This window comes from Sanguibacter massiliensis (assembly GCF_900240335.1).
In the GTDB taxonomy this organism is placed as follows: Bacteria; Actinomycetota; Actinomycetes; order Actinomycetales; family Cellulomonadaceae; genus Flavimobilis; species Flavimobilis massiliensis.
The window spans coordinates 1,544,605-1,569,609 of the sequence record NZ_LT964979.1; the positions used below are offsets into that span (position 1 = coordinate 1,544,605).

Sequence of the window (25,005 nt, forward strand, 5' to 3'; positions counted from 1 at the left end):
TGTTCCCTGGTCGGTTCAGCCGACGAGAGGCGTGATCGCAGCGACGAGCCGCTCGGTGACCTCGTCGAGCTCGCCGATGCCGTCGACCGCGACGAGCGCGCCCCGCTCGGCGTAGAGACCGGCCACCGGCGCGGTCTGCTCGGCGTACACCGCGAGACGCGTGCGGATGACGTCCTCCGTGTCGTCGACCCGTCCCTCGATCTCTGCCCGCTTGAGAAGGCGCGCCGTGACGATCTCGGGATCGGCGGTGAGCTCGACCGCCCCGTCGAGCGCGACACCGAGCTCACCGAGGATGACGTCGAGCTCGGCGACCTGCGCGGTATTCCGCGGGTAGCCGTCGAGCAGGAACCCCTCGGTCGCGTCGGCCTCCGCGAGACGAGCACGCACCATGTCGTTCGTCACCGAGTCGGGGACGAGCTCGCCCTTGTCCGTGTACGACTGCGCGAGCCGGCCCAGCTCGGTCCCGCCCTTGATGTTGGCGCGGAAGATGTCCCCGGTCGAGATCGCGGGGACGCCGAGACGCTCGGAGAGGCGGGCAGCCTGAGTGCCCTTGCCTGCACCCGGTGCGCCGAGGAGGACGAGACGTGCGCTCATCGGAGGAACCCTTCGTAGTGACGCTGCTGGAGCTGAGCGTCGACCTGCTTGACCGTGTCGAGGCCGACGCCGACGATGATGATGATCGACGTGCCGCCGAACGGGATGTTCTCGATGCCCAGGAGGATGAAGACGAACGTCGGGATGAGCGACACGAGCGCGAGGTAGAGCGCGCCGACCGTCGTCACACGGGTGATGACGTAGTCGAGGAACTCCGCCGTCGGGCGGCCCGCACGGATCCCGGGGATGAAGCCACCGTACTTCTTCATGTTGTCCGCGACCTCGTCCGGGTTGAACGTGATCGCGGTGTAGAAGAACGCGAAGAAGATGATCATCACGCTGAAGAGCACGAGGTGGAGAGGTGCGCTGGTCGTCGCGAGGTTGGCGCTCACCCAGCGGACCCAGCCGGCGTCCTGAGGGCCGAACTGACCGAGCATCGTCGGCAGCTGGAGGATCGAGGACGCGAAGATCACGGGGATGACACCCGCGATGTTGATCTTCACGGGGATGTACGTGCTCGTGCCTCCGTACATGCGCCGGCCCACCATCCGCTTGGCGTACTGGACGTTGATCCGACGCTGCGACTGCTCGACGAAGACGATGATGGCGACGACCGCAACGACCATGACGATGAAGATCAGGGTGTTGCGCACGCCGTTGTTGCCACCGGCCACGGAGCTGAGCACGCTCGGGAAGCTCGCTGCGATGGACGTGAAGATGAGGAGCGACATGCCGTTGCCGACGCCGCGCTCGGTGATGAGCTCACCCATCCACATGATGACGCCGGTTCCCGCGGTGAGGGTGAGGATCATGAGTCCCGCGGTCACCCAGGAGTCGTCGACGAGGAGGCTCTCCCTCGTGCCGAAGAGCTGACCTGTCCGCGCGAGCGTGACGATCGTCGTCGCCTGGAGGATACCGAGGCCGATCGTCAGGTAGCGCGTGTACTGGGTGAGCTTCGTCTGCCCGGACTGGCCCTCCTTGTGCAGAGCCTCGAAGCGCGGGATGACCACGCGCAGCAGCTGGATGATGATGCTCGCGGTGATGTACGGCATGATGCCGAGCGCGAGGATCGACAGCTGGACGAGGGCGCCACCGCTGAAGAGGTTGATCATGTCGAGAAGTGCGTTCTCGCCGGAGGTGAAGGACTGGACCTTCGCGTAGTCGACGCCCGGCGCCGGGATGAACGACCCGACGCGGTAGAGCACCATCATCGCGATCGTGAAGAGCAGCTTCTTCCGCAGGTCGGGTGTGCGGAATGCCCGTCCGAATGCGCCAAACACGAGTTCCTCCTGCCCCGCCGAGCGACGGGAGTCGTGGCACCGCACAGCGATGCTGTCCAGGGCGACCGCGCGGTCGCCCTCGGCACTCTAGCGTGGATCACGCCGGTGCGTTGTCCACGACCGGTCGGGGATTCCCTGCGGGATCACCCGAACGGGTCTGGACGCGGACGAGGCCGGGGGTGCAGCTGCACCACCCGGCCTCGTCGTGAGTTCTCAGGCCTCGGTCACCGAGCCACCCGCGGCAAGGATCTTCTCCTTGGCCGAGGCAGACACGGCGTCGACCGCGACGTTGAGCTTGACCGTGATCTCGCCGGTGCCGAGCACCTTGACGAGCTGCCCCTTGCGGACCGCGCCCTTGGCGACGAGGTCCTCCGCGGTGACGACGCCACCGGCGGGGTAGAGAGCAGCGAGCTTGTCCAGGTTGACAACCTGGTACTCGACACGGAACGGGTTCTTGAAGCCGCGCAGCTTCGGGAGACGCATGTGGAGGGGCATCTGCCCGCCCTCAAAGCGCTCCGGAACCTGGTAGCGGGCCTTCGTGCCCTTGGTACCGCGGCCTGCGGTCTTACCCTTGGACGCCTCACCACGACCCACACGGGTCTTGGCGGTCTTGGCGCCCGGGGCGGGACGCAGGTGGTGGACCTTGAGAGCCGCGCCCTGCGCGGTCTCCTCGGTCTTCTTGGCCTCAGCCATGATCAGTCGACCTCCTCGACGGTGACGAGGTGCGCCACCGTGGCGACCATGCCGCGGATCTCCGGGCGGTCCTCCTTCACGGCGCTGTCGCCGATCCGCTTGAGGCCCAGAGTACGCAGCGTGTCACGCTGGTTCTGCTTGCCGCCGATGGCGGACTTCTTCTGGGTCACCTTGAGTCGAGCCATCATGCACCAACCTCAGCAGCCTGGGCCGCCTTGCCGGCGGCCTGTGCACGGAGCAGCGCCGCCGGGGCGACGTGCTCGAGCGGCAGACCACGACGCGCCGCAACAGCCTCAGGCTGCTCGAGCGCGCGCAGACCGGCCACGGTCGCGTGCACGATGTTGATCGCGTTGGAGGACCCGAGCGACTTCGAGAGCACGTCGTGAATACCCGCGCACTCGAGGACCGCACGCACCGGACCACCGGCGATAACACCGGTACCCGGGGCAGCGGGACGCAGGAACACCACGCCCGCCGCAGCCTCGCCGGTCACCGCGTGAGGGATCGTGCCCTGGATGCGGGGGACGCTGAAGAAGTTCTTCTTCGCCTCCTCGACACCCTTGGCGATCGCCGCGGGGACCTCCTTGGCCTTGCCGTAGCCGACGCCGACCGTGCCGTTGCCGTCACCGACGACCACGAGGGCGGTGAAGCTGAAGCGACGACCGCCCTTCACGACCTTGGAGACGCGGTTGATGGTGACGACGCGCTCGACGAAGGCGCTCTTCTCGGCCGCGTCGCCGCGGCGGTCGTTGCGACGGCCGTCGCGGTCGCCGCGACGGCGATCGCCCTGCTCGTTGCTGGCGCCGCCCGCAGGGGCGCCCGTGTTGCGCTGCCCAGCAGCCATCAGATCGTCCTCTTCTTCTCGGAGTGGGTACGCGCCGTCACAGGGACAGACCGCCCTCGCGGGCGCCGTCGGCGACCGCTGCGACCCGACCGTGGTACTTGTTGCCACCGCGGTCGAAGACCACGACGTCGATGCCGGCAGCCTTGGCACGCTCGGCGACGAGCTCGCCGACCTTGCGGGCCTTCGCCGACTTGTCGCCGTCGAGCGCGCGCACGTCGGCCTCGAGCGTCGAGGCGGACGCGACCGTGCGGCCCAGAGCGTCGTCGACGACCTGAGCCGTCATGTGGCGCGACGAGCGCGTCACGACGAGACGGGGGCGAGCAGCGGTGCCCGAGATCTTCTTGCGGAGGCGCAGGTGACGACGCTTGCGCGCCACCGCCGTGCCCTTGCCCAGAACCTTGATCGCCATGGTCACTTACCAGCCTTTCCGGCCTTGCGGCGGACGTTCTCGCCCGCGTAGCGCACACCCTTGCCCTTGTACGGCTCAGGCTTGCGGATCTTGCGGATGTTCGCCGCGACCTCGCCGACCTGCTGCTTCGAGATGCCCGAGACCGAGAACTTCGTGGGGCTCTCGACCGCGAACGTGATGCCCTCGGGCGCCGAGACGACGACCGGGTGGCTGAACCCGAGAGCGAACTCGAGGTCCGAGCCCTTGGCCGCGACGCGGTAACCCGTGCCGACGATCTCGAGCTTCTTCTCGTAACCCTCGGTCACGCCGACGACGACGTTCGAGATGAGCGTGCGGGTGAGCCCGTGCAGCGCACGCGACTCACGGTCGTCCTCACGACGGGTGACGACGATCGCGCCGTCCTCGTCGCGCGCGACCTCGAGCTGGGCGGGGACGACGTGCTCGAGGGAGCCCTTGGGGCCCTTGACGGTCACGAGGGCACCGCTGATGGTGACGTCCACTCCGGCCGGGACCGGGACGGGGATCTTACCGATGCGAGACATGGTTTTCTCTCCTCTCCCGATTACCAGACGTAGGCGAGGACTTCCCCACCCACGCCCTTCTCTGCGGCCTGCTTGTCCGTGAGGAGGCCCGAGGACGTGGAGAGGATCGCCACGCCCAGACCGCCGAGGACCTTCGGCAGGTTGGTGGACTTCGCGTAGACGCGGAGGCCGGGCTTGGAGACCCGGCGGACGCCCGAGAGGGCGCGCTCGCGCGACTGCGAGTACTTCAGCTCGATCGTCAGGGTCTGGCCGACTGCGGCCGCCTCGACGTTCCAGCCCGAGATGTAGCCCTCGCGCTTGAGGATCTCGGCAATGTTTGACTTCAGCTTCGAGTACGGCATGGAGACCGTGTCGTGCTGAGCCCGGTTTGCGTTACGCAGACGCGTCAGCATGTCTGCGATGGGGTCAGTCATCGTCATTGGGCTGTAGCCCTTCCTCGTCGGGGTATCCGAGCCGCCGCGCGTTGGCGCCGGCACGGACCTGCGACGTAGTTGTTACCAGCTGCTCTTCGTGACGCCCGGGAGCTCGCCACGGTGGGCCATCTCACGGACGCACACGCGGCAGAGACCGAACTTGCGGTACACCGAGCGCGGACGACCGCACTTCTGGCACCGGGTGTAGGCGCGGACACCGAACTTGGGCTTGGCGGCCGCCTTGTTGATGAGGGCCTTCTTAGCCATGTCAGTTCTCCTTGAACGGGAAGCCGAGCTGACGGAGGAGCGCACGGCCCTCGTCGTCGGTCTTCGCGGTCGTCACGACGGTGATGTCCATGCCACGGACGCGGTCGATCGCGTCCGGGTCGATCTCGTAGAACATCGACTGCTCGGTGAGGCCGAACGTGTAGTTGCCGTTGCCGTCGAACTGCTTCGGCGAGAGGCCGCGGAAGTCACGGATGCGCGGGAGCGCAACCGAGAGCAGGCGGTCGGCAAACTCCCACATGCGGTCGCCGCGGAGCGTCGCGTGCGCACCGATCGGCATGCCCTCACGGAGCTTGAACTGCGCGATCGACTTGCGCGCCTTCGTCACCTGGGGCTTCTGACCCGTGATGAGCGTGAGATCGCGGATGGCGCCCTCGATGAGCTTCGAGTCCTTCGCAGCGTCGCCGACACCCATGTTGACCACGATCTTGGTCAGACGCGGGACCTCGTTGACGTTGCCGTAGGAGAACTGCTCCTGCAGCGCAGGGACGATCTCGGCGGCGTAGCGCGCCTTGAGGCGCGGCTTCGTGGTGGTCTCGGTGCTCATCAGATGTCCTTCTCAGCGTCGCCGTGGCCACGGGTCACGCGGACGCGGACGGTCTTGGTGCGACCGTCTCGCTCGACCTGCTCCGTACGGCTGCCCAGGCGCTTGCCGCGCTTGGCGTCAGCGTCGTAGTACTGCACGTTCGAGATGTGGATCGGGGCCTCGACACGCTCGATGCCGCCCGTCGACGCACCGCGCTGGCTCTGGCCGGCCTTGGTGTGCTTCGTGACGACGCCGACGCCCTCGACGATGACGCGGTCAGCGTCCTTGAGGACCTCGAGGACGCGGCCCGTGAGGCCCTTGTCCTTGCCGGCGATGACGACGACCTGGTCGCCCTTCTTGATCTGCGCCATGTCAGATCACCTCCGGTGCGAGCGAGATGATCTTCATGAAGCGCTTGTCGCGCAGCTCACGCCCGACGGGACCGAAGATGCGCGTGCCGCGCGGCTCCCCGTCGTTCTTGAGGATCACGGCCGCGTTCTCGTCGAACTTGATGTATGAACCGTCGGCGCGGCGGCGCTCCTTGACGGTACGGACGACGACGGCCTTGACCACGTCACCCTTCTTGACGTTGCCGCCAGGGATCGCGTCCTTGACGGTTGCGACGATAGTGTCGCCGATTCCGGCGTAGCGACGGCCCGAACCACCGAGAACACGGATGCAAAGGATCTCCTTGGCGCCCGTGTTGTCGGCGACACGAAGTCGCGACTCCTGCTGGATCATGTAGTGAACTCCTGTCGTCGAGCTGGTTCTCGCGCTGCGAGCCTTGCCGAACGGATACTTTCCAATGCTGCGGCGAAGCGGAGTCTACCTCCTTGCGGAGGCAGACTCCGCTTCGCCGTCAGACGTGCTACTTGGCCTTCTCCACGATCTCGACCAGACGCCACCTCTTCGAGGCGGACAGCGGACGAGTCTCCATGATGACGACCAGGTCGCCGATGCCCGCCGAGTTCTGCTCGTCGTGGGCCTTGACCTTGCTCGAACGGCGGATGACCTTGCCGTAGAGCGGGTGCTTGACGCGGTCCTCGACCTCAACGACGACGGTCTTGTCCATCTTGTCGGACACGACGTAGCCGCGACGGGTCTTGCGCTGGTTGCGCGCGTCGGTGGTGTTCTCGCTCATCTCAGCCTTCACTCACTCACGCTCGGGGCGGTACGGATGCCGAGCTCACGCTCACGGAGGATCGTGTAGATCCGAGCGATGTCACGGCGGACCGCCTTGAGGCGGCCGTGGGACTCGAGCTGCCCCGTTGCGGACTGGAACCGCAGGTTGAAGAGCTCCTGCTTCGCCTTGTCCAGCTCGGCGGCGAGCGCCTCGTCGGTCATAGCGTCCAGCTCGGTCGTGGCCAGGTCCTTGCTACCGACAGCCATCAGTTGACACCACCCTCGCGCACCACGAAACGGCACTTCATCGGGAGCTTGTGCATCGCACGGCGCATGGCCTCGCGGGCCAGCTCCTCGTCGACGCCGGCCAGCTCGAAGACGATGCGGCCGGGCTTGACGTTGGCGATCCACCACTCGGGCGAACCCTTACCGGAACCCATGCGGGTCTCGGCGGGCTTCTTCGTCAGCGGGCGGTCGGGGTAGATGTTGATCCACACCTTTCCACCACGCTTGATGTGACGCGTCATCGCGATACGAGCGGACTCGATCTGACGGTTGGTCACGTAGGCGGGCTCCAGGGCCTGGATGCCGTACTCGCCGAACGCGATCTGGGTACCGCCCTTGGCAGCACCCGAACGGCTCGGGTGGTGCTGCTTGCGGTGCTTGAGCCTGCGCGGGATCAGCATGCTCAGGCCTCCGTTCCGGACTCAGCGGCCGCGGGCGCCTCCTGGGCGGGGGCCTCGGCCGAGACGGGGGCGTCGGCGACAGCCGGACGCTCCTGACGACGACCACCACGGGCGGGACGCTCGCCACGACCACCACGGCCGCGCGGGGCCTGGGAGGCCTGCTCGCGAGCGAACTCCTTCTCCGTCATGTCGCCCTTGTAGATCCACACCTTGACGCCGATGCGACCAAAGGTGGTGCGGGCCTCGAAGAAGCCGTAGTCGATGTTCGCGCGCAGCGTGTGCAGCGGCACACGGCCCTCGCGGTAGAACTCCGAACGGCTCATCTCGGCGCCGCCGAGGCGGCCGGAGCACTGGACACGGATGCCCTTGGCGCCGGCGCGCTGCGCGGACTGCATGCCCTTGCGCATCGCACGACGGAAGGAGACGCGAGAAGCGAGCTGCTCCGCGATGCCCTGAGCGACGAGCTGAGCGTCGATCTCGGCGTTCTTCACCTCGAGGATGTTGAGCTGGACCTGCTTGCCCGTGAGCTTCTCGAGCTCGCCGCGGATGCGGTCGGCCTCGGCGCCACGGCGACCGATGACGATGCCCGGGCGAGCCGTGTGGATGTCCACGCGGACGCGGTCACGGGTGCGCTCGATCTCGACCTTGGAGATACCCGCGCGCTCGAGTCCCTCGGACATGAGCTTGCGGATCTGGACGTCCTCGCGGACGTAGTCGCGGTACCGCTGACCGGGCTTCGTCGAGTCGGCGAACCAGCGCGACCGGTGGTCGGTGGTGATGCCGAGTCGGTACCCCAGCGGGTGAATCTTCTGTCCCACTAGCGGGCACTTCCCTTCAGGTCACGCGGCTCGACGACCACGGTGATGTGGCTCGTCCGCTTGAGGATGCGGCCGGCACGTCCCTGCGCACGGGGGCGGAAACGCTTGAGCGTCGGGCCCTCGTCGACGAGGATCTGCGTGACGACGAGCGACTCGCGAACGAGACCGCCGTTGTTGACCGCGTTGGCGGCAGCAGACTGGACGACCTTGAGCACGTCGTCCGCAGCGGCCTGCGGGGCGTAGGTCAGCGTGAGGACCGCGTCGGCCACGGACTGGCCGCGGACGAGGTCGGCAACACGACGGACCTTCTGGGGGGTGGCGCGAACGAACCGGGCGATCGCGAAGTCTCCCGCGGCATCGCCGAGCAGGTTGTCCCGCCGGGTGCGCTTGTCAGCGACTGCGCTCATCGCCTTCTACCCTTCTTGTCATCCTTCACGTGCCCCTTGAAGGTGCGCGTGGGGGCGAACTCGCCCAGCTTGTGGCCGACCATCGACTCGGTGACGAACACCGGGACGTGCTTGCGACCGTCGTGAACGGCGAAGGTGTGACCGAGGAAGTCGGGCGTGATGACCGACCGGCGGGACCACGTCTTGATGACGTTCTTCGTCCCGGCCTCGTTCTGGACATCGACCTTCTTCTGAAGGTGTCCGTCGACGAAAGGACCCTTCTTCAGGCTGCGTGGCATCTGTCAGGCTCCTATCAGCGCTTCTTGCCAGTACGACGGCGACGCACGATGAGCTTGTCGCTCGCCTTGTTCGGACGGCGGGTGCGGCCCTCCGGCTGGCCCCAGGGGCTCACCGGGTGACGACCACCGGACGTACGACCCTCACCACCACCGTGGGGGTGGTCGATCGGGTTCATGACCACGCCGCGGACGGTCGGGCGAACGCCCTTCCATCGCATACGGCCGGCCTTGCCCCAGTTGATGTTCGACTGCTCGGCATTGCCGACCTCGCCGATGGTCGCGCGGCAGCGCGCATCGACGTTGCGGATCTCGCCGGACGGCATGCGCAGCTGCGCGTACGGGCCGTCCTTCGCGACGAGCTGCACCGAGGTGCCGGCCGAACGCGCGATCTTCGCGCCGCCACCAGGACGGAGCTCGATGGCGTGGATGACCGTACCGGTCGGGATGTTGCGCAGCGGCAGGTTGTTGCCCGGCTTGATGTCGGCCGACGGACCGGCCTCGACCGTGTCGCCCTGCGACAGCTTGTTCGGCGCGATGATGTAGCGCTTCTCGCCGTCCGCGTAGTGAAGGAGCGCGATGCGCGCGGTGCGGTTGGGGTCGTACTCGATGTGAGCGACCTTGGCCGGCACGCCGTCCTTGTCGTGGCGACGGAAGTCGATGACGCGGTAGGCACGCTTGTGGCCACCGCCCTTGTGACGCGTCGTGATGCGACCGGTGTTGTTACGGCCACCGGTCTTCGTCAGCGGGCGGACCAGCGACTTCTCCGGCTCCGATCGCGTGATCTCGACGAAGTCCGCGACGCTCGCGCCGCGACGACCCGGCGTCGTCGGCTTGTACTTACGGATTCCCATGGGAACTTGTCCTCAATCTGCTGTTCGACCGGCGTCAGCCGACCGGGCCGCCGAAGATGTCGATCGAGCCCTCACGGAGGGTGACGATCGCGCGCTTCGTGTCCTTGCGCTTACCGATGCCGAAGCGGGTGCGACGCGACTTCCCCTTGCGGTTGATCGTGTTGACCGACTCGACCTTGACCCCGAAGACCTTCTCGATGGCGATCTTGATCTCGGCACGGTTGGCGTCGGGAGCCACGACGAAGGTGTACTTACCCTCGTCGAGGAGCCCGTAGCTCTTCTCGGAGACGACCGGCGCGATCAGGATGTCGCGCGGGTTCTTCTGCAGAGCGCTCACTTGGCGTCCTCCTCGGCGATCTCGGCGGACGAGGCCACAGCCGTGGCGGAACGTCCGGTGGTCGGCCCGGCCAGGAATGCCTCGAGTGCGCCCTGGGTGAAGACGATGTCGTCCGAGATGAGCACGTCGTAGGTGTTGAGCTGGTCAGCGACCAGGAGGTGCACCTGCGCGGCGTTCCGGAGCGACTTCACCGTGAGCTCGTCGCCACGCTCGAGCACGACGAGGACGTTCTTGCGCTCGGAGAAGCCCGCGAGGACCTTGAGCGCCGAGCTCGTCGACGGCGCGCCGTCGATGCCAAAGCCGGTGACAACGTGGACGCGACCGTGACGGGCGCGGTCCGAAAGGGCGCCACGGAGAGCGGCGGCCTTCATCTTCTTGGGGGTGCGCTGCGTGTAGTCACGCGGCGTCGGGCCGTGGACGACGCCACCGCCGGCGAACTGCGGCGCGCGGGTCGATCCCTGGCGGGCACGACCGGTGCCCTTCTGCTTGTACGGCTTGCGCCCACCACCGGAGACCTCAGCACGGGTCTTGGTGTCGGCCGTACCCTGGCGCGCAGCAGCGCGCTGGGCGACGACGACCTGGTGGATGAGCGGGACGTTCGTCTGGACGTCGAACACCTCGGCAGGAAGCTCGGCGGTGCCGGCCTTCTTGCCCGTCGGGTCGATGACGTCGACGGTCAGCGTGTCAGCCATGATTGCGGTCACGCTCCCTTCACGGCGCTACGCACGAGGACGACGCCGCCCTTGGGGCCGGGAACTGCGCCCTTGACGAGCAGCAGACCCTTCTCAGCGTCGACCGCGAAGACGGTCAGGTTCTGGGTGGTCTGGCGCTCGTTACCCATGCGGCCGGCCATCCGCTGGCCGCGGAAGACGCGACCGGGCGTCGAGGCGCCACCGATGGAGCCGGGCTTGCGGTGGTTGCGGTGAGCACCGTGCGAGGCGCTCACGCCGGCGAAGCCGTGGCGCTTCATGACACCGGCAAAGCCCTTGCCCTTGGTCGTGCCGACGACGTCGACCTTCGCGCCGGCCTCGAAGGCCTCCGCGTTGATCTCCTGGCCGAGCGCGTACTCGGCAGCGTCGGACGTGCGGACCTCGACGAGGTGACGGCGCGGCGTGACGCCCGCCTTCTCGAAGTGGCCCTTGAGGGGCTTGGTGACCTTGCGCGGGTCGATCTGGCCCGTGGCGAGCTGGACGGCCGTGTAGCCATCGTTCTCGATCGAGCGGATCTGCGTCACGACGTTGGCACCGACGCGCACGACGGTGACGGGCACGACTCGGCCCGACTCGTCCCACACCTGGGTCATGCCGAGCTTCGTGCCGAGCACCGCCTTCACGGGGCGGTCGTTCTGAGCGGTCATAGTCTGTCTCCCTCCGCTCAGAGCTTGATCTCGATGTTCACGTCCGCAGGCAGGTCGAGACGCATGAGCGAGTCGACGGCCTTCGGCGTGGGATCGATGATGTCGATAAGGCGCTTGTGCGTGCGCATCTCGAAGTGCTCGCGGCTGTCCTTGTACTTGTGAGGCGACCGGATGACGCAGAAAACGTTCTTCTCCGTCGGCAGCGGCACCGGACCCACGACCGTTGCACCAGCGCGGACCACCGTGTCGACGATCTTGCGCGCCGAGCTGTCGATGACCTCGTGGTCGTAGGACTTGAGCCGGATGCGGATCTTCTGTCCCGCCATGGCGTCGTCTGACTCTCTCTCTAGAACTGCAGGATGTCCGACCCACGCGCTCGGGCGTGTCGCTAGGTGCGGCACACACGGTCACGCTCTCCCCAGAGGGATCGGGCCGGTGGGTGTGTCGTTCCGGTTCTCGCCAGGCGATTACCGAAACGTCACGACGTTCGGCAGCCTGTCGGGCGCTCACCGTGAGGGGCATTCGATCTGTGCGCACAGAGAGTCCACCTCACGGGACGGACCCGCGGATCAACACACTGTTCGACACTTGAATGAGCGCGCCCGTGACAGGCAACTTGACCATCCTGCCACGAGACCCCTCGCCGACACAAACCCTGGCGCCCGTGACCTGCATCCCACCGCTCCCCCGCCGGCGTCCGGAGCTGGCCGGACCAAGCATCGAGCGAGACGCAGCAAGGCCCGGCCCCCTGCGAACGGGAACCGGGCCTTGCTGAGGTTGCAGCTCACGCGAGCCGCGGACCGAGGATCAGATGATCACTTGAGGATCTTCGTGACCTGGCCCGAGCCGACCGTGCGGCCACCCTCGCGGATGGCGAAGCCGAGGCCCTCGTCCATCGCGATGGGCTGGATGAGCGTGACCGTCATCTCGGTGTTGTCACCGGGCATGACCATCTCGGTGCCCTCGGGCAGCGTGATGACACCCGTGACGTCCGTGGTGCGGAAGTAGAACTGCGGGCGGTAGTTCGAGTAGAACGGGTTGTGACGGCCACCCTCGTCCTTGGCGAGGATGTAGACACGCGCCTCGAACTCGGTGTGCGGCGTGATCGAGCCCGGCTTGACGACGACCTGGCCGCGCTCGACGTCCTCACGCTTGATGCCACGCAGAAGGAGACCAGTGTTGTCACCGGCCTGCGCCTGGTCCATCTGCTTGTGGAACGTCTCGATGCCCGTGACCGTGGTCTTCTGGACCGGACGGATACCGACGATCTCGACCTCGGTGTTGACGTCGAGCGTGCCGCGGTCAACCTTGCCGGTGACGACGGTGCCACGACCGGTGATCGTGAAGACGTCCTCGATCGGCATGAGGAAGGGCTTGTCGAGGTCACGGACGGGGTCGGGGACGTTCTCGTCCACAGCCTCCATGAGCTCGACGATCTTCGCCGCCCACTCGGGGTCGCCCTCGAGAGCCTTGAGGCCCGAGACGCGGACGACGGGAGCGTCGTCGCCGGGGAAGCCCTGCGACGAAAGGAGCTCACGCACCTCCATCTCGACGAGCTCGAGGATCTCCTCGTCGTCGACCATGTCGGACTTGTTGAGCGCGACGAGGAGGTAGGGAACGCCGACCTGGCGCGCGAGCAGAACGTGCTCACGCGTCTGGGCCATCGGACCGTCGGTCGCGGCGACGACGAGGATCGCGCCGTCCATCTGCGCCGCACCCGTGATCATGTTCTTGATGTAGTCAGCGTGACCCGGCGCGTCGACGTGCGCGTAGTGACGCTTGGGCGTCTCGTACTCGATGTGCGAGATGTTGATCGTGATGCCGCGCTGCTTCTCTTCGGGAGCCTTGTCGATCTCGTCGAAGTTCCGCTGGGTGTTCGCGGGCAGGTCGGGGAACGTGTCCGCGAGCGTCTTCGAGATCGCAGCCGTCAGCGTCGTCTTGCCGTGGTCGACGTGACCGATGGTGCCGATGTTGACGTGCGGCTTGCTCCGCTCGAACTTGGCCTTCGCCACTGGGGTCCTCCTGGGACTTGGGTAGTTGTGCCGAACGATGCAGGTCCTCGCCCCTCGCGGGGCGAGCATCTGCCGGGCGTGCGGGTCGCTACAGGTTGATTGGTTGGAACTTGCTGGTCGACCTGTGGGGACTCACTCGCCCCGGGTCTTCTTGATGATCTCTTCGGCAACGTTCCGAGGGACCTCGGAGTAGCTGTCGAACTGCATCGAGTACACGGCGCGACCCTGCGTCTTGGAACGCAGGTCACCGATGTACCCGAACATCTCGGAGAGCGGCACCTGGGCACGCACCACCTTAACGCCGGTGGCGTCCTCCATGGACTGGATCATGCCACGGCGCGAGTTGATGTCGCCGATGACGTCGCCCATGTACTCCTCAGGAGTACGGACCTCGACCGCCATGACGGGCTCAAGGATGACGGGGTCCGCCTTGCGAACGCCCTCCTTGAGAACCATCGAGCCCGCGATCTTGAACGCCATCTCCGAGGAGTCGACGTCGTGGTAGGCACCGTCGACGAGGGTCGCCTTGACCCCGACGAGCGGGAAGCCGGCGAGGACACCGAGCTGCATCGCCGACTGGATACCGGCGTCGACCGACGGGATGTACTCACGCGGGATACGGCCACCCGTGACGGCGTTGACGAACTCGTAGAGCTGGCCGTCCGTCGTCTCGAGCGGCTCGAAGGTCACCTGGACCTTCGCGAACTGGCCCGAACCACCGGTCTGCTTCTTGTGCGTGTAGTCGACCTTCTCCGCCGTGCGACGGATGGTCTCCCGGTACGCGACCTGCGGCTTGCCGACGTTCGCCTCGACCTTGAACTCGCGGCGCATGCGGTCCACGAGGATGTCGAGGTGGAGCTCGCCCATGCCGCCGATGACGGTCTGGCCGGTCTCCTCGTCGAGCTTGACGCGGAACGTCGGGTCCTCCTCGGCGAGCTTCTGGATCGCGACGCCGAGCTTCTCCTGGTCGGCCTTCGTCTTCGGCTCGATCGCCACGTCGATGACGGGCTCGGGGAAGGTCATCGACTCGAGGACCACAGGGCTCGCGGGGTCGCAGAGCGTGTCACCCGTGGTGACGTCCTTGAGACCGATGAACGCGAAGATGTGGCCCGCGGTCGCCGAGTCGACCGGGTTCTCCTTGTTGGAGTGCATCTGGAAGAGCTTGCCGACGCGCTCCTTCTTGCCCTTGGTCGCGTTGAGGATCTGCGCCCCCTGGTCGACCTTGCCCGAGTAGACACGGACGTAGGTGAGCTTGCCGAAGAACGGGTGCGCGGCGACCTTGAACGCGAGTGCCGAGAACGGCTCGTCGGCGCTCGGGTGACGCTCGATCTTGATGTCCTCGTCCTTGGGGCTCGTGCCCTCGATCGCGGGGACGTCGAGCGGCGACGGCAGGTAGTCGACGACCGCGTCGAGCATGGGCTGGACGCCCTTGTTCTTGAACGCCGAGCCGCAGAGGACCGGGAAGGCCTCGCCAGCGATGACGAGCTTGCGGATACCAGACTTGATTTCGGCGACCGTGAGCTCCTCGCCACCGAGGTACTTCTCGAGAAGAGCCTCGTCGGCCTCCGCGACGTCCTCGATGAGCTGGGCGCGGTACTGCTCCGCCTTCTCCTGAAGGTCCGCAGGGATCTCCTCGACGTCGTAGTGCTCGCCGAGCTTGGTCTCGCCGCGCCAGACCATGGCCTTCATCTCGAGGAGGTCGACCATGCCGATGAAGTCGTTCTCAGCCCCGATGGGGAGCTGGACGACAAGCGGCTTCGCCTTGAGCCGCTCGACGATCGTCTTCACGGTGAAGTAGAAGTCCGCGCCGAGCTTGTCCATCTTGTTGACGAAGCAGATGCGGGGCACGTTGTACTTGTCGGCCTGGCGCCAGACGGTCTCGGACTGGGGCTCGACGCCCTCCTTGCCGTCGAACACCGCGACAGCACCGTCGAGGACGCGCAGCGAACGCTCGACCTCGACCGTGAAGTCGACGTGCCCGGGGGTGTCGATGATGTTGATCTGGTTGTCGTGCCAGTAGCAGGTCGTCGCGGCCGACGTGATCGTGATGCCGCGCTCCTGCTCCTGCTCCATCCAGTCCATCGTCGAGGCACCATCGTGCGTCTCGCCGAGCTTGTAGTTGACACCCGTGTAGAACAGGATGCGCTCGGTGGTGGTGGTCTTGCCGGCATCGATGTGGGCCATGATGCCGATGTTGCGGACCTTGTTCAGGTCGGTCAGCACGTCAAGTGCCACGAGATTTCCCCTTAGTGGTGGGAGGACGACGTCGGACGGGCGCGAGCCCGCGTGCCGGAGGCGCCCCGGGTTGTCCGGGGCGCCTCACGGGAATCACCAGCGGTAGTGCGCGAACGCCCTGTTGGACTCCGCCATCTTGTGCATGTCCTCGCGTCGCTTGACCGCGGCGCCGAGGCCGTTCGAGGCGTCGAGGATCTCGTTCATGAGGCGCTCGGTCATCGTCTTCTCGCGACGGGCGCGCGAAAAGTCGGTGAGCCAACGGAGCGCGAGCGTCGTCTGACGCGTCGGGCGGACCTCGACGGGGACCTGGTAGGTCGCACCACCGACGCGGCGCGAGCGGACCTCGAGCGCCGGGCGGATGTTCTCGAGCGCGCGCTTGAGCACGACGACGGGGTCGCCGTCGACCTTCGCGCGGACACCCTCGAGCGCGCCGTAGACGATGGCCTCGGCCGTCGTCTTCTTGCCGTCGAGGAGAACCTTGTTGATGAGCTGCGTGACGACGGGCGATCCGTAGACCGGGTCGACGATGATCGGCCGCTTCGGGGCCGGACCCTTACGAGGCATCAGGCCTTCTCCTTCTTCGCGCCGTAGCGGCTGCGCGCCTGCTTACGGTTCTTGACGCCCTGGGTGTCGAGCGCGCCACGGACGATCTTGTAGCGAACACCGGGAAGGTCCTTCACACGACCGCCACGCACGAGCACGATCGAGTGCTCCTGGAGGTTGTGGCCGACACCGGGGATGTACGCGGTGACCTCGATCTGGCTCGAGAGGCGCACACGGGCGACCTTCCGGAGCGCCGAGTTCGGCTTCTTGGGGGTGGTGGTGTACACGCGGGTGCACACGCCACGCCGCTGCGGGGAGCCCTTGAGCGCGGGAGTCTTCGACTTCCCGGCCTTGGAGGTCCGCCCCTTGCGGACGAGCTGCTGGATCGTAGGCACTACGTCTCCGTGTCTTCTCGAGCTGAGCGGGGCCGTGCCCCGCCGGGTGTGGTCTGTGTCGCGCCGGCAGCACGGCGCACACCCGTCCCCACTCCGTGGGGACGGAACGCCAACTACCACCGGCTCGATGGTCCGTCAGGCGGGGCGGTGAAGCCCTGCTGTCCGGAATGCCTGCATGACCGTCGGGAACATCCGTGCGTGGCACGGCGTCGATCCCCCGGGAGGCCGGCGTGGCACCAGGTGTCACGCCCACTTCGCGGGGCATCGCCTCCGCCGCGTCCGCCGGACGAGCCGGCCGTGCGCATGCGGATGCCCGACGGCGCGGGCACAGTGTCCAACACTAACGACGGCGATCCCGCACTGTCAAAGGACGAGCGCACGCGAGAACTGTGATCCCGCGCACCGGCCCCCGACGGCCAAGAGGCCCGCCGCGCGTGCGACGGGCCTCTCGGTCATGACGGTCGGTCAACGACTCACTGGTAGTCGCCGAAGTCGATCTCGTCGAGCGGGATCGCATCCCCCGAGCCCAAGCCGAGCGTCGGGAAGTCGATCTCGTCGTAGCCGAAGCTCGGGTAGAGCTCCGCCTTAGCCGCCTCGGTCGGCTCGACCTTGACGTCGCGGTAGCGGGGCATGCCCGTCCCGGCGGGGATGAGCTTACCGAGGATGACGTTCTCCTTGAGGCCGAGCAGCGGGTCACGACGACCGCTCATCGCAGCCTCCGTGAGCACACGCGTCGTCTCCTGGAAGGACGCTGCCGACAGCCACGACTCCGTCGCGAGCGACGCCTTCGTGATGCCCATGAGCTCGGGACGGCCCGAGGCCGGACGGCCGCCCTCGGCGACCGCTGCCCGGTTGGCGTCCTCGAAGCGCGAACGCTCCGCGAGCTCGCCCGGGAGAAGGGTCGTGTCGCCCGACTCGAGCACCGTCACGCGACGGAGCATCTGCCGGACGATGACCTCGATGTGCTTGTCGTGGATGTCCACACCCTGCGAGCGGTAGACCTCCTGGACCTCGTCGACAAGGTGCTTCTGCGTCTGGCGCGGGCCGAGGATGCGCAGGACCTTCTTGGGGTCCACCGCACCCTGGACGAGCTGCGCACCGACCTCGACGTGCTCGCCGTCTGAGACGAGCAGACGGGCGCGCTTGGTCACCGGGTACGCAATCTCCTCGCCGCCGTCGTCCGGCGTGAGGACGAGGCGACGCGAACGGTCGGACTCGTCGATCGTGATGCGTCCCGAGAACTCCGCGATGGGCGCCTCACCCTTGGGGGTGCGGGCCTCGAAGAGCTCCGTGACACGCGGCAGACCCTGCGTGATGTCGTCGGCCGACGCCACACCACCGGTGTGGAACGTACGCATCGTCAGCTGCGTGCCGGGCTCACCGATCGACTGCGCCGCGATGATACCGACGGCCTCACCGATGTCGACGAGCTTGCCGGTCGCGAGCGAGCGGCCGTAGCACTTCGCGCACGTCCCGACCCGCGACTCGCACGTGAGGACCGAACGCACCTTGAGGTCCGGCACGCCGGCCTCGACGAGGGCGTCGATGAGGACGTCGCCGACGTCCTCGCCCGCCTCGCCGATGACCTTGCCATCGACCTCGACCGCGGTCGCGAGGGTCCGCGAGTAGATCGAGGTCTCGACCTTGCTGTGGCGCGTGAACGAGCCGTCACGGCGCTTCTCCGAGACCGGGAGCGTGAGGCCGCGCTCCGTGCCGCAGTCCTCCTCGCGGACGATGACGTCCTGCGAGACGTCGACGAGACGACGCGTGAGGTAACCCGAGTCGGCCGTACGGAGAGCCGTGTCGGCCAGACCCTTGCGGGCACCGTGCGTCGCGATGAAGTACTCGACGACCGAGAGGCCCTCGCGGTAGTTGGACTTGATCGGGCGCGGGATGATCTCGCCCTTCGGGTTCGCCACGAGACCACGCATACCGGCGATCTGACGCACCTGCATCCAGTTACCACGCGCACCCGAACCGACCATGCGGTAGACGGTGTTGCGTGCGCGACCCTCGAAGTTCGAGCGCATCGCGGACGCGACCTTGTCCGTTGCCTGGGTCCAGATCTCGATGAGCTCCTGACGACGCTCGTCGTCCGTGATGAGGCCCTTCTCGTACTGGCCCTGGACGCGGAGCGCGCGCTCCTCGTGAGCGTCGAGAATCTCGCGCTTGTCGTCCGGCGTCGTGACGTCGGAGATGGCGATCGTCACGCCCGAGCGCGTCGCCCAGCGGAAGCCCGCGGACTTGAGCGCGTCGAGCGACTCGGCGACCTCGGCCTTGGGGTACTTCTCGGCGAGCTCGTTGACGATCGACGAGAGCTGCTTCTTGTCGACGACACCGTTGAAGTACGGGTAGTCGATCGGCAGCGTCTCGTTGAAGAGCGCACGGCCGAGCGTCGTCTCGACGAGGAGCGGCTGACCGGTCTCCCAGCCCTCGGGCGCCTCGAAGTCCGCGCCGGCGACGAAGTCGCTCATCCGGATCTTCACGACCGCGTTGAGGTCGAGCGTCCCCTGGTCGAACGCCATGATCGCCTCGGCGACCGACGCGAACGCGCGTCCCTCGCCCTCGGCGTCCTCACGGTCCGACGTCAGGTGGAACAGACCGATGATCATGTCCTGCGAGGGCATGGTCACCGGACGGCCGTCCGACGGCTTGAGGATGTTGTTGCTCGAGAGCATGAGGATGCGCGCCTCGGCCTGGGCCTCGGCGGACAGCGGCAGGTGGACAGCCATCTGGTCGCCGTCGAAGTCGGCGTTGAACGCCGCGCAGACGAGCGGGTGCAGGTGGATGGCCTTGCCCTCGACGAGCTGCGGCTCGAACGCCTGGATGCCCAGACGGTGCAGCGTGGGAGCACGGTTGAGGAGCACCGGGTGCTCCGTGATGACCTCTTCGAGGACGTCCCACACGACCGGGCGCGCACGCTCGACCATCCGCTTGGCGGACTTGATGTTCTGCGCGTGGTTGAGGTCGACGAGCCGCTTCATGACGAACGGCTTGAAGAGCTCGAGCGCCATCTGCTTGGGCAGGCCGCACTGATGGAGCTTGAGCTGCGGGCCGACGACGATGACCGAACGGCCCGAGTAGTCGACGCGCTTGCCGAGGAGGTTCTGGCGGAAGCGCCCCTGCTTGCCCTTGAGCATGTCCGAGATGGACTTGAGCGGACGGTTGCCGGGGCCCGTCACCGGGCGGCCACGACGGCCGTTGTCGAAGAGCGAGTCGACGGCCTCCTGAAGCATGCGCTTCTCGTTGTTGACGATAATCTCGGGCGCGCCGAGATCGAGGAGCCGCTTGAGACGGTTGTTGCGGTTGATGACGCGGCGGTACAGGTCGTTGAGGTCCGACGTCGCGAATCGTCCACCGTCGAGCTGCACCATCGGGCGCAGGTCCGGCGGGATGACCGGAACGGCGTCGAGGACCATCGCCGACGGCGAGTTCGTCGTCGTGAGGAATGCGTTGACGACCTTGAGGCGCTTGAGGGCGCGGGTCTTCTTCTGGCCCTTGCCCGTCGCGATGATCTCGCGGAGCAGCTCGGACTCGGCCACGAGGTCGAAGTCCTGCAGCCGCTTCTGGATCGCCGCGGCGCCCATCGAGCCCTCGAAGTAGTTGCCGTACCGGTCGGCGAGCGAGCGGTAGAGCATCTCGTCACCGAGGAGGTCGCCGACCTTGAGGTTCTTGAACTTGTCCCAGACCTCCTCGAGGCGGTCGAGCTCGGCGTCCGCGCGCTTGCGCAGCTGCGCCATCTCGCGCTCGGCGGAGTCGCGCACCTTGCGGCGCGCGTCGGCGCGAGCGCCCTCGGCCTCGAGCGTCGCGAGGTCGTCCTCGAGGCGCTTGGCACGCGTCTCGATCTCGTTGTCGCGACGGTCGGTGATCTCCTTCTTCTCCAGGTCGATCTCGTTCTGGAGGTTGGGGAGGTCCTCGTGGCGGCCGTCGGCGTCGACCGACGTGATCATGTACGCCGCGAAGTAGATGACCTTCTCGAGGTCCTTCGGGGCAATGTCGAGCAGGTAGCCAAGGCGCGAGGGCACGCCCTTGAAGAACCAGATGTGCGTGACGGGCGCAGCGAGCTCGATGTGGCCCATGCGCTCACGACGGACCTTCGAGCGCGTCACCTCGACGCCGCAGCGCTCGCAGATGATGCCCTTGAAGCGCACGCGCTTGTACTTGCCGCAGTAGCACTCCCAGTCCCGGGTGGGACCGAAGATCTTCTCGCAGAAGAGTCCGTCCTTCTCAGGCTTGAGGGTGCGGTAGTTGATGGTCTCGGGCTTCTTGACCTCACCGTGCGACCAGGCGCGGATGTCGTCCGCGGTCGCCAGTCCGATACGCAGCTCGTCGAAGACGTTGACGTCGAGCAATGTGTCCTACTTCCGTGGTCCGCCGGGGGCGGGGCCCCCGCCCCGGCGTCATTCTCGAAAAAGTGGTGTCAGGCTCGCGCGGCCCGCATCGTATGCGGAGCGGGCCGAGCGCCCGAGGTCAGATCTCGTCGATCGTGGCGGCCGCATTGGGACGGCGGGACAGGTCGATGCCCAGCTCCTCCGCAGCGCGGTACACCTCGTCGTCGGACTCCCGCATCTCGATCGAGACGCCGTCGGACGACAGCACCTCGACGTTGAGGCAGAGCGACTGCATCTCCTTGAGGAGGACCTTGAAGGACTCCGGGATGCCCGAGTCGGGGATGTTCTCGCCCTTGACGATCGCCTCGTAGACCTTGACACGGCCGGGGACGTCGTCCGACTTGATGGTGAGGAGCTCCTGGAGCGTGTAGGCCGCGCCGTACGCCTCGAGGGCCCACACCTCCATCTCGCCGAAGCGCTGTCCACCGAACTGCGCCTTACCACCGAGCGGCTGCTGCGTGATCATCGAGTAGGGACCCGTCGACCGCGCGTGGATCTTGTCGTCCACGAGGTGGTGCAGCTTGAGGATGTACATGTAGCCAACCGAGACGGGCTCGGGGAACGGCTCACCGGAGCGACCGTCGAAGAGCCGCGCCTTGCCGTCGGCGCCGACGAGCCGGTCGCCGTCACGCGTCGGCAGGGTCGAACCGAGGAGACCGGTGAGGCCCTCCTCCTCGAGCCCGTCGAACACCGGGGTCGCGAGCGGGCGGCCCGGCTCGGACGCGAGCGCCGTCTCCGGGAGCGTCTTGATCCACTCGAGGTCGCCCTCGGCGAGCTTGACGTCGTAACCCTGCGACGCGATCCAGCCGAGGTGGACCTCGAGGACCTGGCCGACGTTCATACGACCGGGGACGCCCATGGGGTTGAGGATGATGTCGACCGGCGTGCCGTCGGGAAGGAACGGCATGTCCTCGACGGGGAGGATCGTTGAGATGACGCCCTTGTTGCCGTGACGGCCGGCAAGCTTGTCACCCGCGGTGATCTTGCGGCGCTGCGCGATGTACACGCGCACGAGCTCGTTGACGCCGGCGGGGAGCTCGTCGCCGTCCTCGCGGCGGAACTCCTTGACACCGATGACCGTGCCGGACTCGCCGTGGGGAACCTTGAGCGACGTGTCGCGGACCTCGCGCGCCTTCTCACCGAAGATCGCACGGAGAAGGCGCTCCTCCGGGGTGAGCTCGGTCTCGCCCTTGGGCGTGACCTTGCCGACGAGCACGTCGCCGGCGCCCACCTCGGCACCGATGCGGATGATGCCGCGCTCGTCAAGGTCCGCGAGGACCTCCTCGGAGACGTTCGGGATGTCCCGCGTGATCTCCTCCGGGCCGAGCTTCGTGTCACGCGCGTCGATCTCGTGCTCCTCGATGTGGATCGAGGAGAGGACGTCGTCCTGGACGAGGCGCTGCGACAGGATGATCGCGTCCTCGTAGTTGTGGCCCTCCCACGACATGAACGCGACGAGGAGGTTGCGGCCGAGCGCGAGCTCGCCGCCGTCGGTCGCGGGGCCGTCGGCGAGGACGGAACCGACCTCGACACGCTGGCCCTCGTCGACGAGGACACGCTGGTTGTACGACGTGCCCTGGTTCGAGCGGCGGAACTTCGACGCGCGGTAGCTCGTCTTCGTGCCGTCGTCGTTGGCGACGGTCACCAGGTCAGCCGAGACCTCGGTGACGACGCCCGGACGCGTCGCGACGATGACGTCGCCAGCGTCGACCGCGGCGCGCCACTCCATGCCGGTGCCGACGAGCGGCGCTTCGGAGCGGACGAGCGGCACGGCCTGACGCTGCATGTTCGCGCCCATGAGCGCGCGGTTGGCGTCGTCGTGCTCGAGGAACGGGATGAGCGCGGTCGCCACCGAGACCATCTGGCGGGGGGAGACGTCCATGTAGTCGACGTCGCCGCGGGGGGCGAGGTCGACCTCGCCACCCTTCATGCGGACGGTGACGCGGGCGTCGACGAAGGCACCCTCCGCGGTGAGCGGCTGGTTGGCCTGCGCGATGATGTGGCGGTCCTCGTCGTCGGCCGTGAGGTACTCGACCTCGTCGGTGACGCGGCCGTCGACGACCTTGCGGTACGGCGTCTCGATGAAGCCGAACGGGTTGATGCGGCCGAACGACGCGAGCGAGCCGATGAGGCCGATGTTCGGGCCTTCAGGCGTCTCGATGGGGCACATGCGGCCGTAGTGCGACGGGTGGACGTCACGGACCTCCATGCCGGCGCGGTCGCGCGAGAGACCGCCCGGGCCGAGCGCCGAGAGACGACGCTTGTGGGTGAGACCCGCGAGCGGGTTGTTCTGGTCCATGAACTGCGACAGCTGCGACGTCCCGAAGAACTCCTTGATGGAGGCGACGACGGGACGGATGTTGATGAGCGTCTGCGGCGTGATGGCCTCGACGTCCTGCGTCGTCATGCGCTCGCGCACGACGCGCTCCATCCGCGACAGGCCCGTGCGGACCTGGTTCTGGATGAGCTCGCCGACGGCGCGGATACGACGGTTGCCGAAGTGGTCGATGTCGTCGGTCTCGACGCGCACCTCGATGGGCTCGCCGTCACGCAGGCCCGCCATCGTCGGCTTGTCCGCGTGGAGCGACGCGAGGTACTTGATCGTCGCGACGACGTCCGCGACCTCGAGGACCGACGCCTCGAGCTCCGCGTCACGGCCGAGCTTCTTGTTGAGCTTGTAGCGGCCGACCTTCGCGAGGTCGTAGCGCTTGGAGTTGAAGTAGAAGTTGTCGAGCAGGCTGCGGCCTGCCTCGACCGTCGGCGGCTCGCCCGGGCGGATCTTGCGGTAGAGGTCGACGAGCGCCTCGTCCTGCGTCTGGACCGTGTCCTTGTCGAGCGTGTCGAGGACCGCGGGGAACTCCGCGAACTCCTCGCGGATCTCGGACTCCGTGAGGCCGAGGGCCTTGAGGAGGACCGTCACCGACTGCTTGCGCTTGCGGTCGACGCGCACGCCGACGGCGTCACGCTTGTCGATCTCGAACTCGAGCCATGCACCGCGGCTCGGGATGATCTTCGCGGAGAAGATGTCCTTGTCCGACGTCTTGTCGGGCGTGCGCTCGAAGTAGACGCCGGGCGAACGGACGAGCTGGGAGACGACGACACGCTCGGTGCCGTTGATGATGAACGTGCCGCGCTCGGTCATGAGCGGGAAGTCACCCATGAAGACCGTCTGGCTCTTGATCTCACCCGTGCTGGTGTTCGTGAACTCCGCCGTGACGAACAGCGGCGCCGCGTAGGTGAAGTCCTTCTCCTTGCACTCGTCGGCCGAGTGCTTCGGCGGCTCGAACCGGTGGTTCGAGAACGCGAGCTCCATGGTCTCACCGAAGTCCTGGATCGGGGAGATCTCCTCGAAGATCTCCTCGAGGCCCGACTTCGTCGGGACGTCGCGACGCCCCGACTCCTGCGCAGCGGCGACACGCGCCTGCCACTTCTCGTTGCCGAGGAGCCAGTCGAAGCTCTCGGTCTGAAGCCCCAGGAGGTCAGGGACCTCGAGAGGCTCATAAATCCTTGCGAAGGAGAGACGCGGCGACGCGGTGCGGTTCGCGATCGCGTCGGCGGACGGTGCAGAAGGGGTGCGCGAGGCAGCCAAGAGGGGTCCTTCCCTGCGGTTCGAGTGCACGCTGGGCGCCTCGGCGGACCCGACCGCCGGCCTCGCTCCGCGCACAGCTCCGGACCAGCGGTGGGATACCGTGGGCGGCGCGTGCAAGGATTCGATGGCGGGCAAGACGTCAGGACACACGTCAGCGCAAAGCGCTAGCATAATGCGAATGGCTACACAGGGCAACCATCCTGGTCAGGTGCGATGAGTCACACCTGTATCCCGGTCGCGCGAGACGATCGAAGAGCACCTCAGCCCGACCGAGAAACAACCCCGCGAGGGGTTCGATCTCGTCCTCACACGCCCGCCATCTGATGCATGAGGCTGCGACGCACCACAGGCACGCCAACTCACCACTATAGCAGGCCGCCGCAAGCCCCACACGTCGC

The 25,005-nt window shown here is 67.1% G+C and carries 29 protein-coding genes; all 29 read right to left on the reverse strand.

Features of this window, described 5'->3' with window-relative positions; all coding sequences use genetic code 11:
• Positions 1-15 precede the first annotated feature (15 nt).
• A complete protein-coding gene (locus C1729_RS07180; RefSeq protein ID WP_102509336.1) occupies positions 16-594 on the reverse strand; it encodes an adenylate kinase in 579 nt (192 codons plus the stop codon).
• Positions 591-1,874, reverse strand: a complete 1,284-nt coding sequence (gene secY / locus C1729_RS07185) for a preprotein translocase subunit SecY (RefSeq protein ID WP_102509337.1) — start codon at positions 1,872-1,874, stop codon at positions 591-593. The genes C1729_RS07180 and secY overlap by 4 nt, the downstream gene beginning before the upstream one ends.
• A 213-nt stretch (positions 1,875-2,087) precedes the next feature.
• On the reverse strand, positions 2,088-2,567 hold the full coding sequence (gene rplO, locus C1729_RS07190) for a 50S ribosomal protein L15 (protein ID WP_102509338.1): 480 nt from the start codon (positions 2,565-2,567) through the stop codon (positions 2,088-2,090).
• A gap of 2 nt (positions 2,568-2,569) precedes the next feature.
• The gene (gene rpmD, locus C1729_RS07195; RefSeq protein WP_102509339.1) at positions 2,570-2,752 is read right to left on the reverse strand and encodes a 50S ribosomal protein L30; all 183 of its coding nucleotides are present in this window, start codon (positions 2,750-2,752) and stop codon (positions 2,570-2,572) included.
• The gene (rpsE, locus tag C1729_RS07200; protein WP_102509340.1) at positions 2,752-3,411 is read right to left on the reverse strand and encodes a 30S ribosomal protein S5; all 660 of its coding nucleotides are present in this window, start codon (positions 3,409-3,411) and stop codon (positions 2,752-2,754) included. The genes rpmD and rpsE overlap by 1 nt, the downstream gene beginning before the upstream one ends.
• Positions 3,412-3,448: 37 nt before the next feature.
• Complete coding sequence (gene rplR, locus C1729_RS07205) at positions 3,449-3,820, reverse strand: 50S ribosomal protein L18 (protein ID WP_102509341.1); 372 nt, start codon at positions 3,818-3,820, stop codon at positions 3,449-3,451.
• A 2-nt stretch (positions 3,821-3,822) separates the two neighbouring features.
• Positions 3,823-4,362, reverse strand: a complete 540-nt coding sequence (rplF, locus tag C1729_RS07210) for a 50S ribosomal protein L6 (RefSeq protein WP_102509342.1) — start codon at positions 4,360-4,362, stop codon at positions 3,823-3,825.
• A gap of 20 nt (positions 4,363-4,382) precedes the next feature.
• Positions 4,383-4,781 carry a 30S ribosomal protein S8 gene (gene rpsH, locus C1729_RS07215; protein ID WP_102509343.1) on the reverse strand — a complete coding sequence of 133 codons (399 nt, stop codon included), beginning with the start codon at positions 4,779-4,781 and terminating at the stop codon, positions 4,383-4,385.
• A gap of 75 nt (positions 4,782-4,856) precedes the next feature.
• Positions 4,857-5,042: a type Z 30S ribosomal protein S14 gene (locus tag C1729_RS07220; protein ID WP_102509344.1), complete on the reverse strand. Its 186-nt coding sequence runs from the start codon at positions 5,040-5,042 to the stop codon at positions 4,857-4,859.
• Position 5,043: 1 nt separating this feature from the next.
• Positions 5,044-5,607 carry a 50S ribosomal protein L5 gene (gene rplE / locus C1729_RS07225; protein ID WP_102509345.1) on the reverse strand — a complete coding sequence of 188 codons (564 nt, stop codon included), beginning with the start codon at positions 5,605-5,607 and terminating at the stop codon, positions 5,044-5,046.
• Complete coding sequence (gene rplX / locus C1729_RS07230) at positions 5,607-5,957, reverse strand: 50S ribosomal protein L24 (protein WP_102509346.1); 351 nt, start codon at positions 5,955-5,957, stop codon at positions 5,607-5,609. The genes rplE and rplX overlap by 1 nt, the downstream gene beginning before the upstream one ends.
• Position 5,958: 1 nt before the next feature.
• Positions 5,959-6,327 (reverse strand): 50S ribosomal protein L14, encoded by a 369-nt coding sequence (gene rplN / locus C1729_RS07235; protein ID WP_102509347.1) that lies wholly within the window; start codon positions 6,325-6,327, stop codon positions 5,959-5,961.
• A 127-nt stretch (positions 6,328-6,454) separates the two neighbouring features.
• Positions 6,455-6,727, reverse strand: a complete 273-nt coding sequence (gene rpsQ / locus C1729_RS07240; protein ID WP_102510575.1) for a 30S ribosomal protein S17 — start codon at positions 6,725-6,727, stop codon at positions 6,455-6,457.
• Between the two features lie 8 nt (positions 6,728-6,735).
• Entirely contained in the window at positions 6,736-6,975 is a 240-nt protein-coding gene (gene rpmC / locus C1729_RS07245) for a 50S ribosomal protein L29 (protein ID WP_102509348.1), read from the reverse strand.
• Positions 6,975-7,394, reverse strand: a complete 420-nt coding sequence (gene rplP, locus C1729_RS07250; RefSeq protein WP_102509349.1) for a 50S ribosomal protein L16 — start codon at positions 7,392-7,394, stop codon at positions 6,975-6,977. Before rplP ends, rpmC begins: the two co-directional genes overlap by 1 nt.
• Before the next feature lie 2 nt (positions 7,395-7,396).
• Entirely contained in the window at positions 7,397-8,212 is an 816-nt protein-coding gene (gene rpsC / locus C1729_RS07255) for a 30S ribosomal protein S3 (protein ID WP_102509350.1), read from the reverse strand.
• Complete coding sequence (gene rplV / locus C1729_RS07260; protein WP_102509351.1) at positions 8,212-8,619, reverse strand: 50S ribosomal protein L22; 408 nt, start codon at positions 8,617-8,619, stop codon at positions 8,212-8,214. Before rplV ends, rpsC begins: the two co-directional genes overlap by 1 nt.
• Entirely contained in the window at positions 8,616-8,897 is a 282-nt protein-coding gene (rpsS, locus tag C1729_RS07265) for a 30S ribosomal protein S19 (protein ID WP_102509352.1), read from the reverse strand. The genes rplV and rpsS overlap by 4 nt, the downstream gene beginning before the upstream one ends.
• 14 nt (positions 8,898-8,911) lie before the next feature.
• Positions 8,912-9,748 carry a 50S ribosomal protein L2 gene (gene rplB, locus C1729_RS07270; RefSeq protein ID WP_102509353.1) on the reverse strand — a complete coding sequence of 279 codons (837 nt, stop codon included), beginning with the start codon at positions 9,746-9,748 and terminating at the stop codon, positions 8,912-8,914.
• Positions 9,749-9,782: 34 nt separating this feature from the next.
• Positions 9,783-10,085, reverse strand: coding sequence for a 50S ribosomal protein L23 (gene rplW, locus C1729_RS07275; RefSeq protein ID WP_102509354.1), 303 nt, complete (start codon positions 10,083-10,085; stop codon positions 9,783-9,785).
• Complete coding sequence (gene rplD, locus C1729_RS07280; protein WP_102509355.1) at positions 10,082-10,777, reverse strand: 50S ribosomal protein L4; 696 nt, start codon at positions 10,775-10,777, stop codon at positions 10,082-10,084. Before rplD ends, rplW begins: the two co-directional genes overlap by 4 nt.
• Positions 10,778-10,785: 8 nt before the next feature.
• A complete protein-coding gene (rplC, locus tag C1729_RS07285) occupies positions 10,786-11,442 on the reverse strand; it encodes a 50S ribosomal protein L3 (RefSeq protein ID WP_102509356.1) in 657 nt (218 codons plus the stop codon).
• Between the two features lie 17 nt (positions 11,443-11,459).
• Entirely contained in the window at positions 11,460-11,768 is a 309-nt protein-coding gene (rpsJ, locus tag C1729_RS07290; protein WP_102509357.1) for a 30S ribosomal protein S10, read from the reverse strand.
• Positions 11,769-12,257: 489 nt separating this feature from the next.
• A complete protein-coding gene (gene tuf / locus C1729_RS07295; RefSeq protein WP_102509358.1) occupies positions 12,258-13,454 on the reverse strand; it encodes an elongation factor Tu in 1,197 nt (398 codons plus the stop codon).
• A gap of 132 nt (positions 13,455-13,586) precedes the next feature.
• Positions 13,587-15,689, reverse strand: a complete 2,103-nt coding sequence (fusA, locus tag C1729_RS07300) for an elongation factor G (RefSeq protein WP_102509359.1) — start codon at positions 15,687-15,689, stop codon at positions 13,587-13,589.
• 93 nt (positions 15,690-15,782) lie between these two features.
• Positions 15,783-16,253: a 30S ribosomal protein S7 gene (gene rpsG / locus C1729_RS07305; RefSeq protein WP_102509360.1), complete on the reverse strand. Its 471-nt coding sequence runs from the start codon at positions 16,251-16,253 to the stop codon at positions 15,783-15,785.
• Complete coding sequence (gene rpsL / locus C1729_RS07310) at positions 16,253-16,627, reverse strand: 30S ribosomal protein S12 (RefSeq protein WP_102509361.1); 375 nt, start codon at positions 16,625-16,627, stop codon at positions 16,253-16,255. The genes rpsG and rpsL overlap by 1 nt, the downstream gene beginning before the upstream one ends.
• A 473-nt stretch (positions 16,628-17,100) precedes the next feature.
• On the reverse strand, positions 17,101-20,979 hold the full coding sequence (locus C1729_RS07315; protein ID WP_102509362.1) for a DNA-directed RNA polymerase subunit beta': 3,879 nt from the start codon (positions 20,977-20,979) through the stop codon (positions 17,101-17,103).
• 118 nt (positions 20,980-21,097) lie between these two features.
• Positions 21,098-24,607 (reverse strand): DNA-directed RNA polymerase subunit beta, encoded by a 3,510-nt coding sequence (rpoB, locus tag C1729_RS07320; protein ID WP_102509363.1) that lies wholly within the window; start codon positions 24,605-24,607, stop codon positions 21,098-21,100.
• Between the last annotated feature and the right edge of the window lie 398 nt (positions 24,608-25,005).

What these genes read in the sequence shown, in the direction of transcription:
- C1729_RS07180 (WP_102509336.1), bottom strand. Translation starts at nt 594, where the DNA reads ATGAGCGCACGTCTCGTCCTCCTCGGCGCACCGGGTGCAGGCAAGGGC.
- rplO (WP_102509338.1), bottom strand. Translation starts at nt 2,567, where the DNA reads ATGGCTGAGGCCAAGAAGACCGAGGAGACCGCGCAGGGCGCGGCTCTC.
- rpmD (WP_102509339.1), bottom strand. Translation starts at nt 2,752, where the DNA reads ATGGCTCGACTCAAGGTGACCCAGAAGAAGTCCGCCATCGGCGGCAAG.
- rpsE (WP_102509340.1), bottom strand. Translation starts at nt 3,411, where the DNA reads ATGGCTGCTGGGCAGCGCAACACGGGCGCCCCTGCGGGCGGCGCCAGC.
- rplR (WP_102509341.1), bottom strand. Translation starts at nt 3,820, where the DNA reads ATGGCGATCAAGGTTCTGGGCAAGGGCACGGCGGTGGCGCGCAAGCGT.
- rplF (WP_102509342.1), bottom strand. Translation starts at nt 4,362, where the DNA reads ATGTCTCGCATCGGTAAGATCCCCGTCCCGGTCCCGGCCGGAGTGGAC.
- rpsH (WP_102509343.1), bottom strand. Translation starts at nt 4,781, where the DNA reads ATGACGATGACTGACCCCATCGCAGACATGCTGACGCGTCTGCGTAAC.
- C1729_RS07220 (WP_102509344.1), bottom strand. Translation starts at nt 5,042, where the DNA reads ATGGCTAAGAAGGCCCTCATCAACAAGGCGGCCGCCAAGCCCAAGTTC.
- rplE (WP_102509345.1), bottom strand. Translation starts at nt 5,607, where the DNA reads ATGAGCACCGAGACCACCACGAAGCCGCGCCTCAAGGCGCGCTACGCC.
- rplX (WP_102509346.1), bottom strand. Translation starts at nt 5,957, where the DNA reads ATGGCGCAGATCAAGAAGGGCGACCAGGTCGTCGTCATCGCCGGCAAG.
- rplN (WP_102509347.1), bottom strand. Translation starts at nt 6,327, where the DNA reads ATGATCCAGCAGGAGTCGCGACTTCGTGTCGCCGACAACACGGGCGCC.
- rpsQ (WP_102510575.1), bottom strand. Translation starts at nt 6,727, where the DNA reads ATGAGCGAGAACACCACCGACGCGCGCAACCAGCGCAAGACCCGTCGC.
- rpmC (WP_102509348.1), bottom strand. Translation starts at nt 6,975, where the DNA reads ATGGCTGTCGGTAGCAAGGACCTGGCCACGACCGAGCTGGACGCTATG.
- rplP (WP_102509349.1), bottom strand. Translation starts at nt 7,394, where the DNA reads ATGCTGATCCCGCGCAGGCTCAAGCACCGCAAGCAGCACCACCCGAGC.
- rplV (WP_102509351.1), bottom strand. Translation starts at nt 8,619, where the DNA reads ATGAGCGCAGTCGCTGACAAGCGCACCCGGCGGGACAACCTGCTCGGC.
- rpsS (WP_102509352.1), bottom strand. Translation starts at nt 8,897, where the DNA reads ATGCCACGCAGCCTGAAGAAGGGTCCTTTCGTCGACGGACACCTTCAG.
- rplB (WP_102509353.1), bottom strand. Translation starts at nt 9,748, where the DNA reads ATGGGAATCCGTAAGTACAAGCCGACGACGCCGGGTCGTCGCGGCGCG.
- rplD (WP_102509355.1), bottom strand. Translation starts at nt 10,777, where the DNA reads ATGGCTGACACGCTGACCGTCGACGTCATCGACCCGACGGGCAAGAAG.
- rplC (WP_102509356.1), bottom strand. Translation starts at nt 11,442, where the DNA reads ATGACCGCTCAGAACGACCGCCCCGTGAAGGCGGTGCTCGGCACGAAG.
- rpsJ (WP_102509357.1), bottom strand. Translation starts at nt 11,768, where the DNA reads ATGGCGGGACAGAAGATCCGCATCCGGCTCAAGTCCTACGACCACGAG.
- rpsG (WP_102509360.1), bottom strand. Translation starts at nt 16,253, where the DNA reads ATGCCTCGTAAGGGTCCGGCCCCGAAGCGGCCGATCATCGTCGACCCG.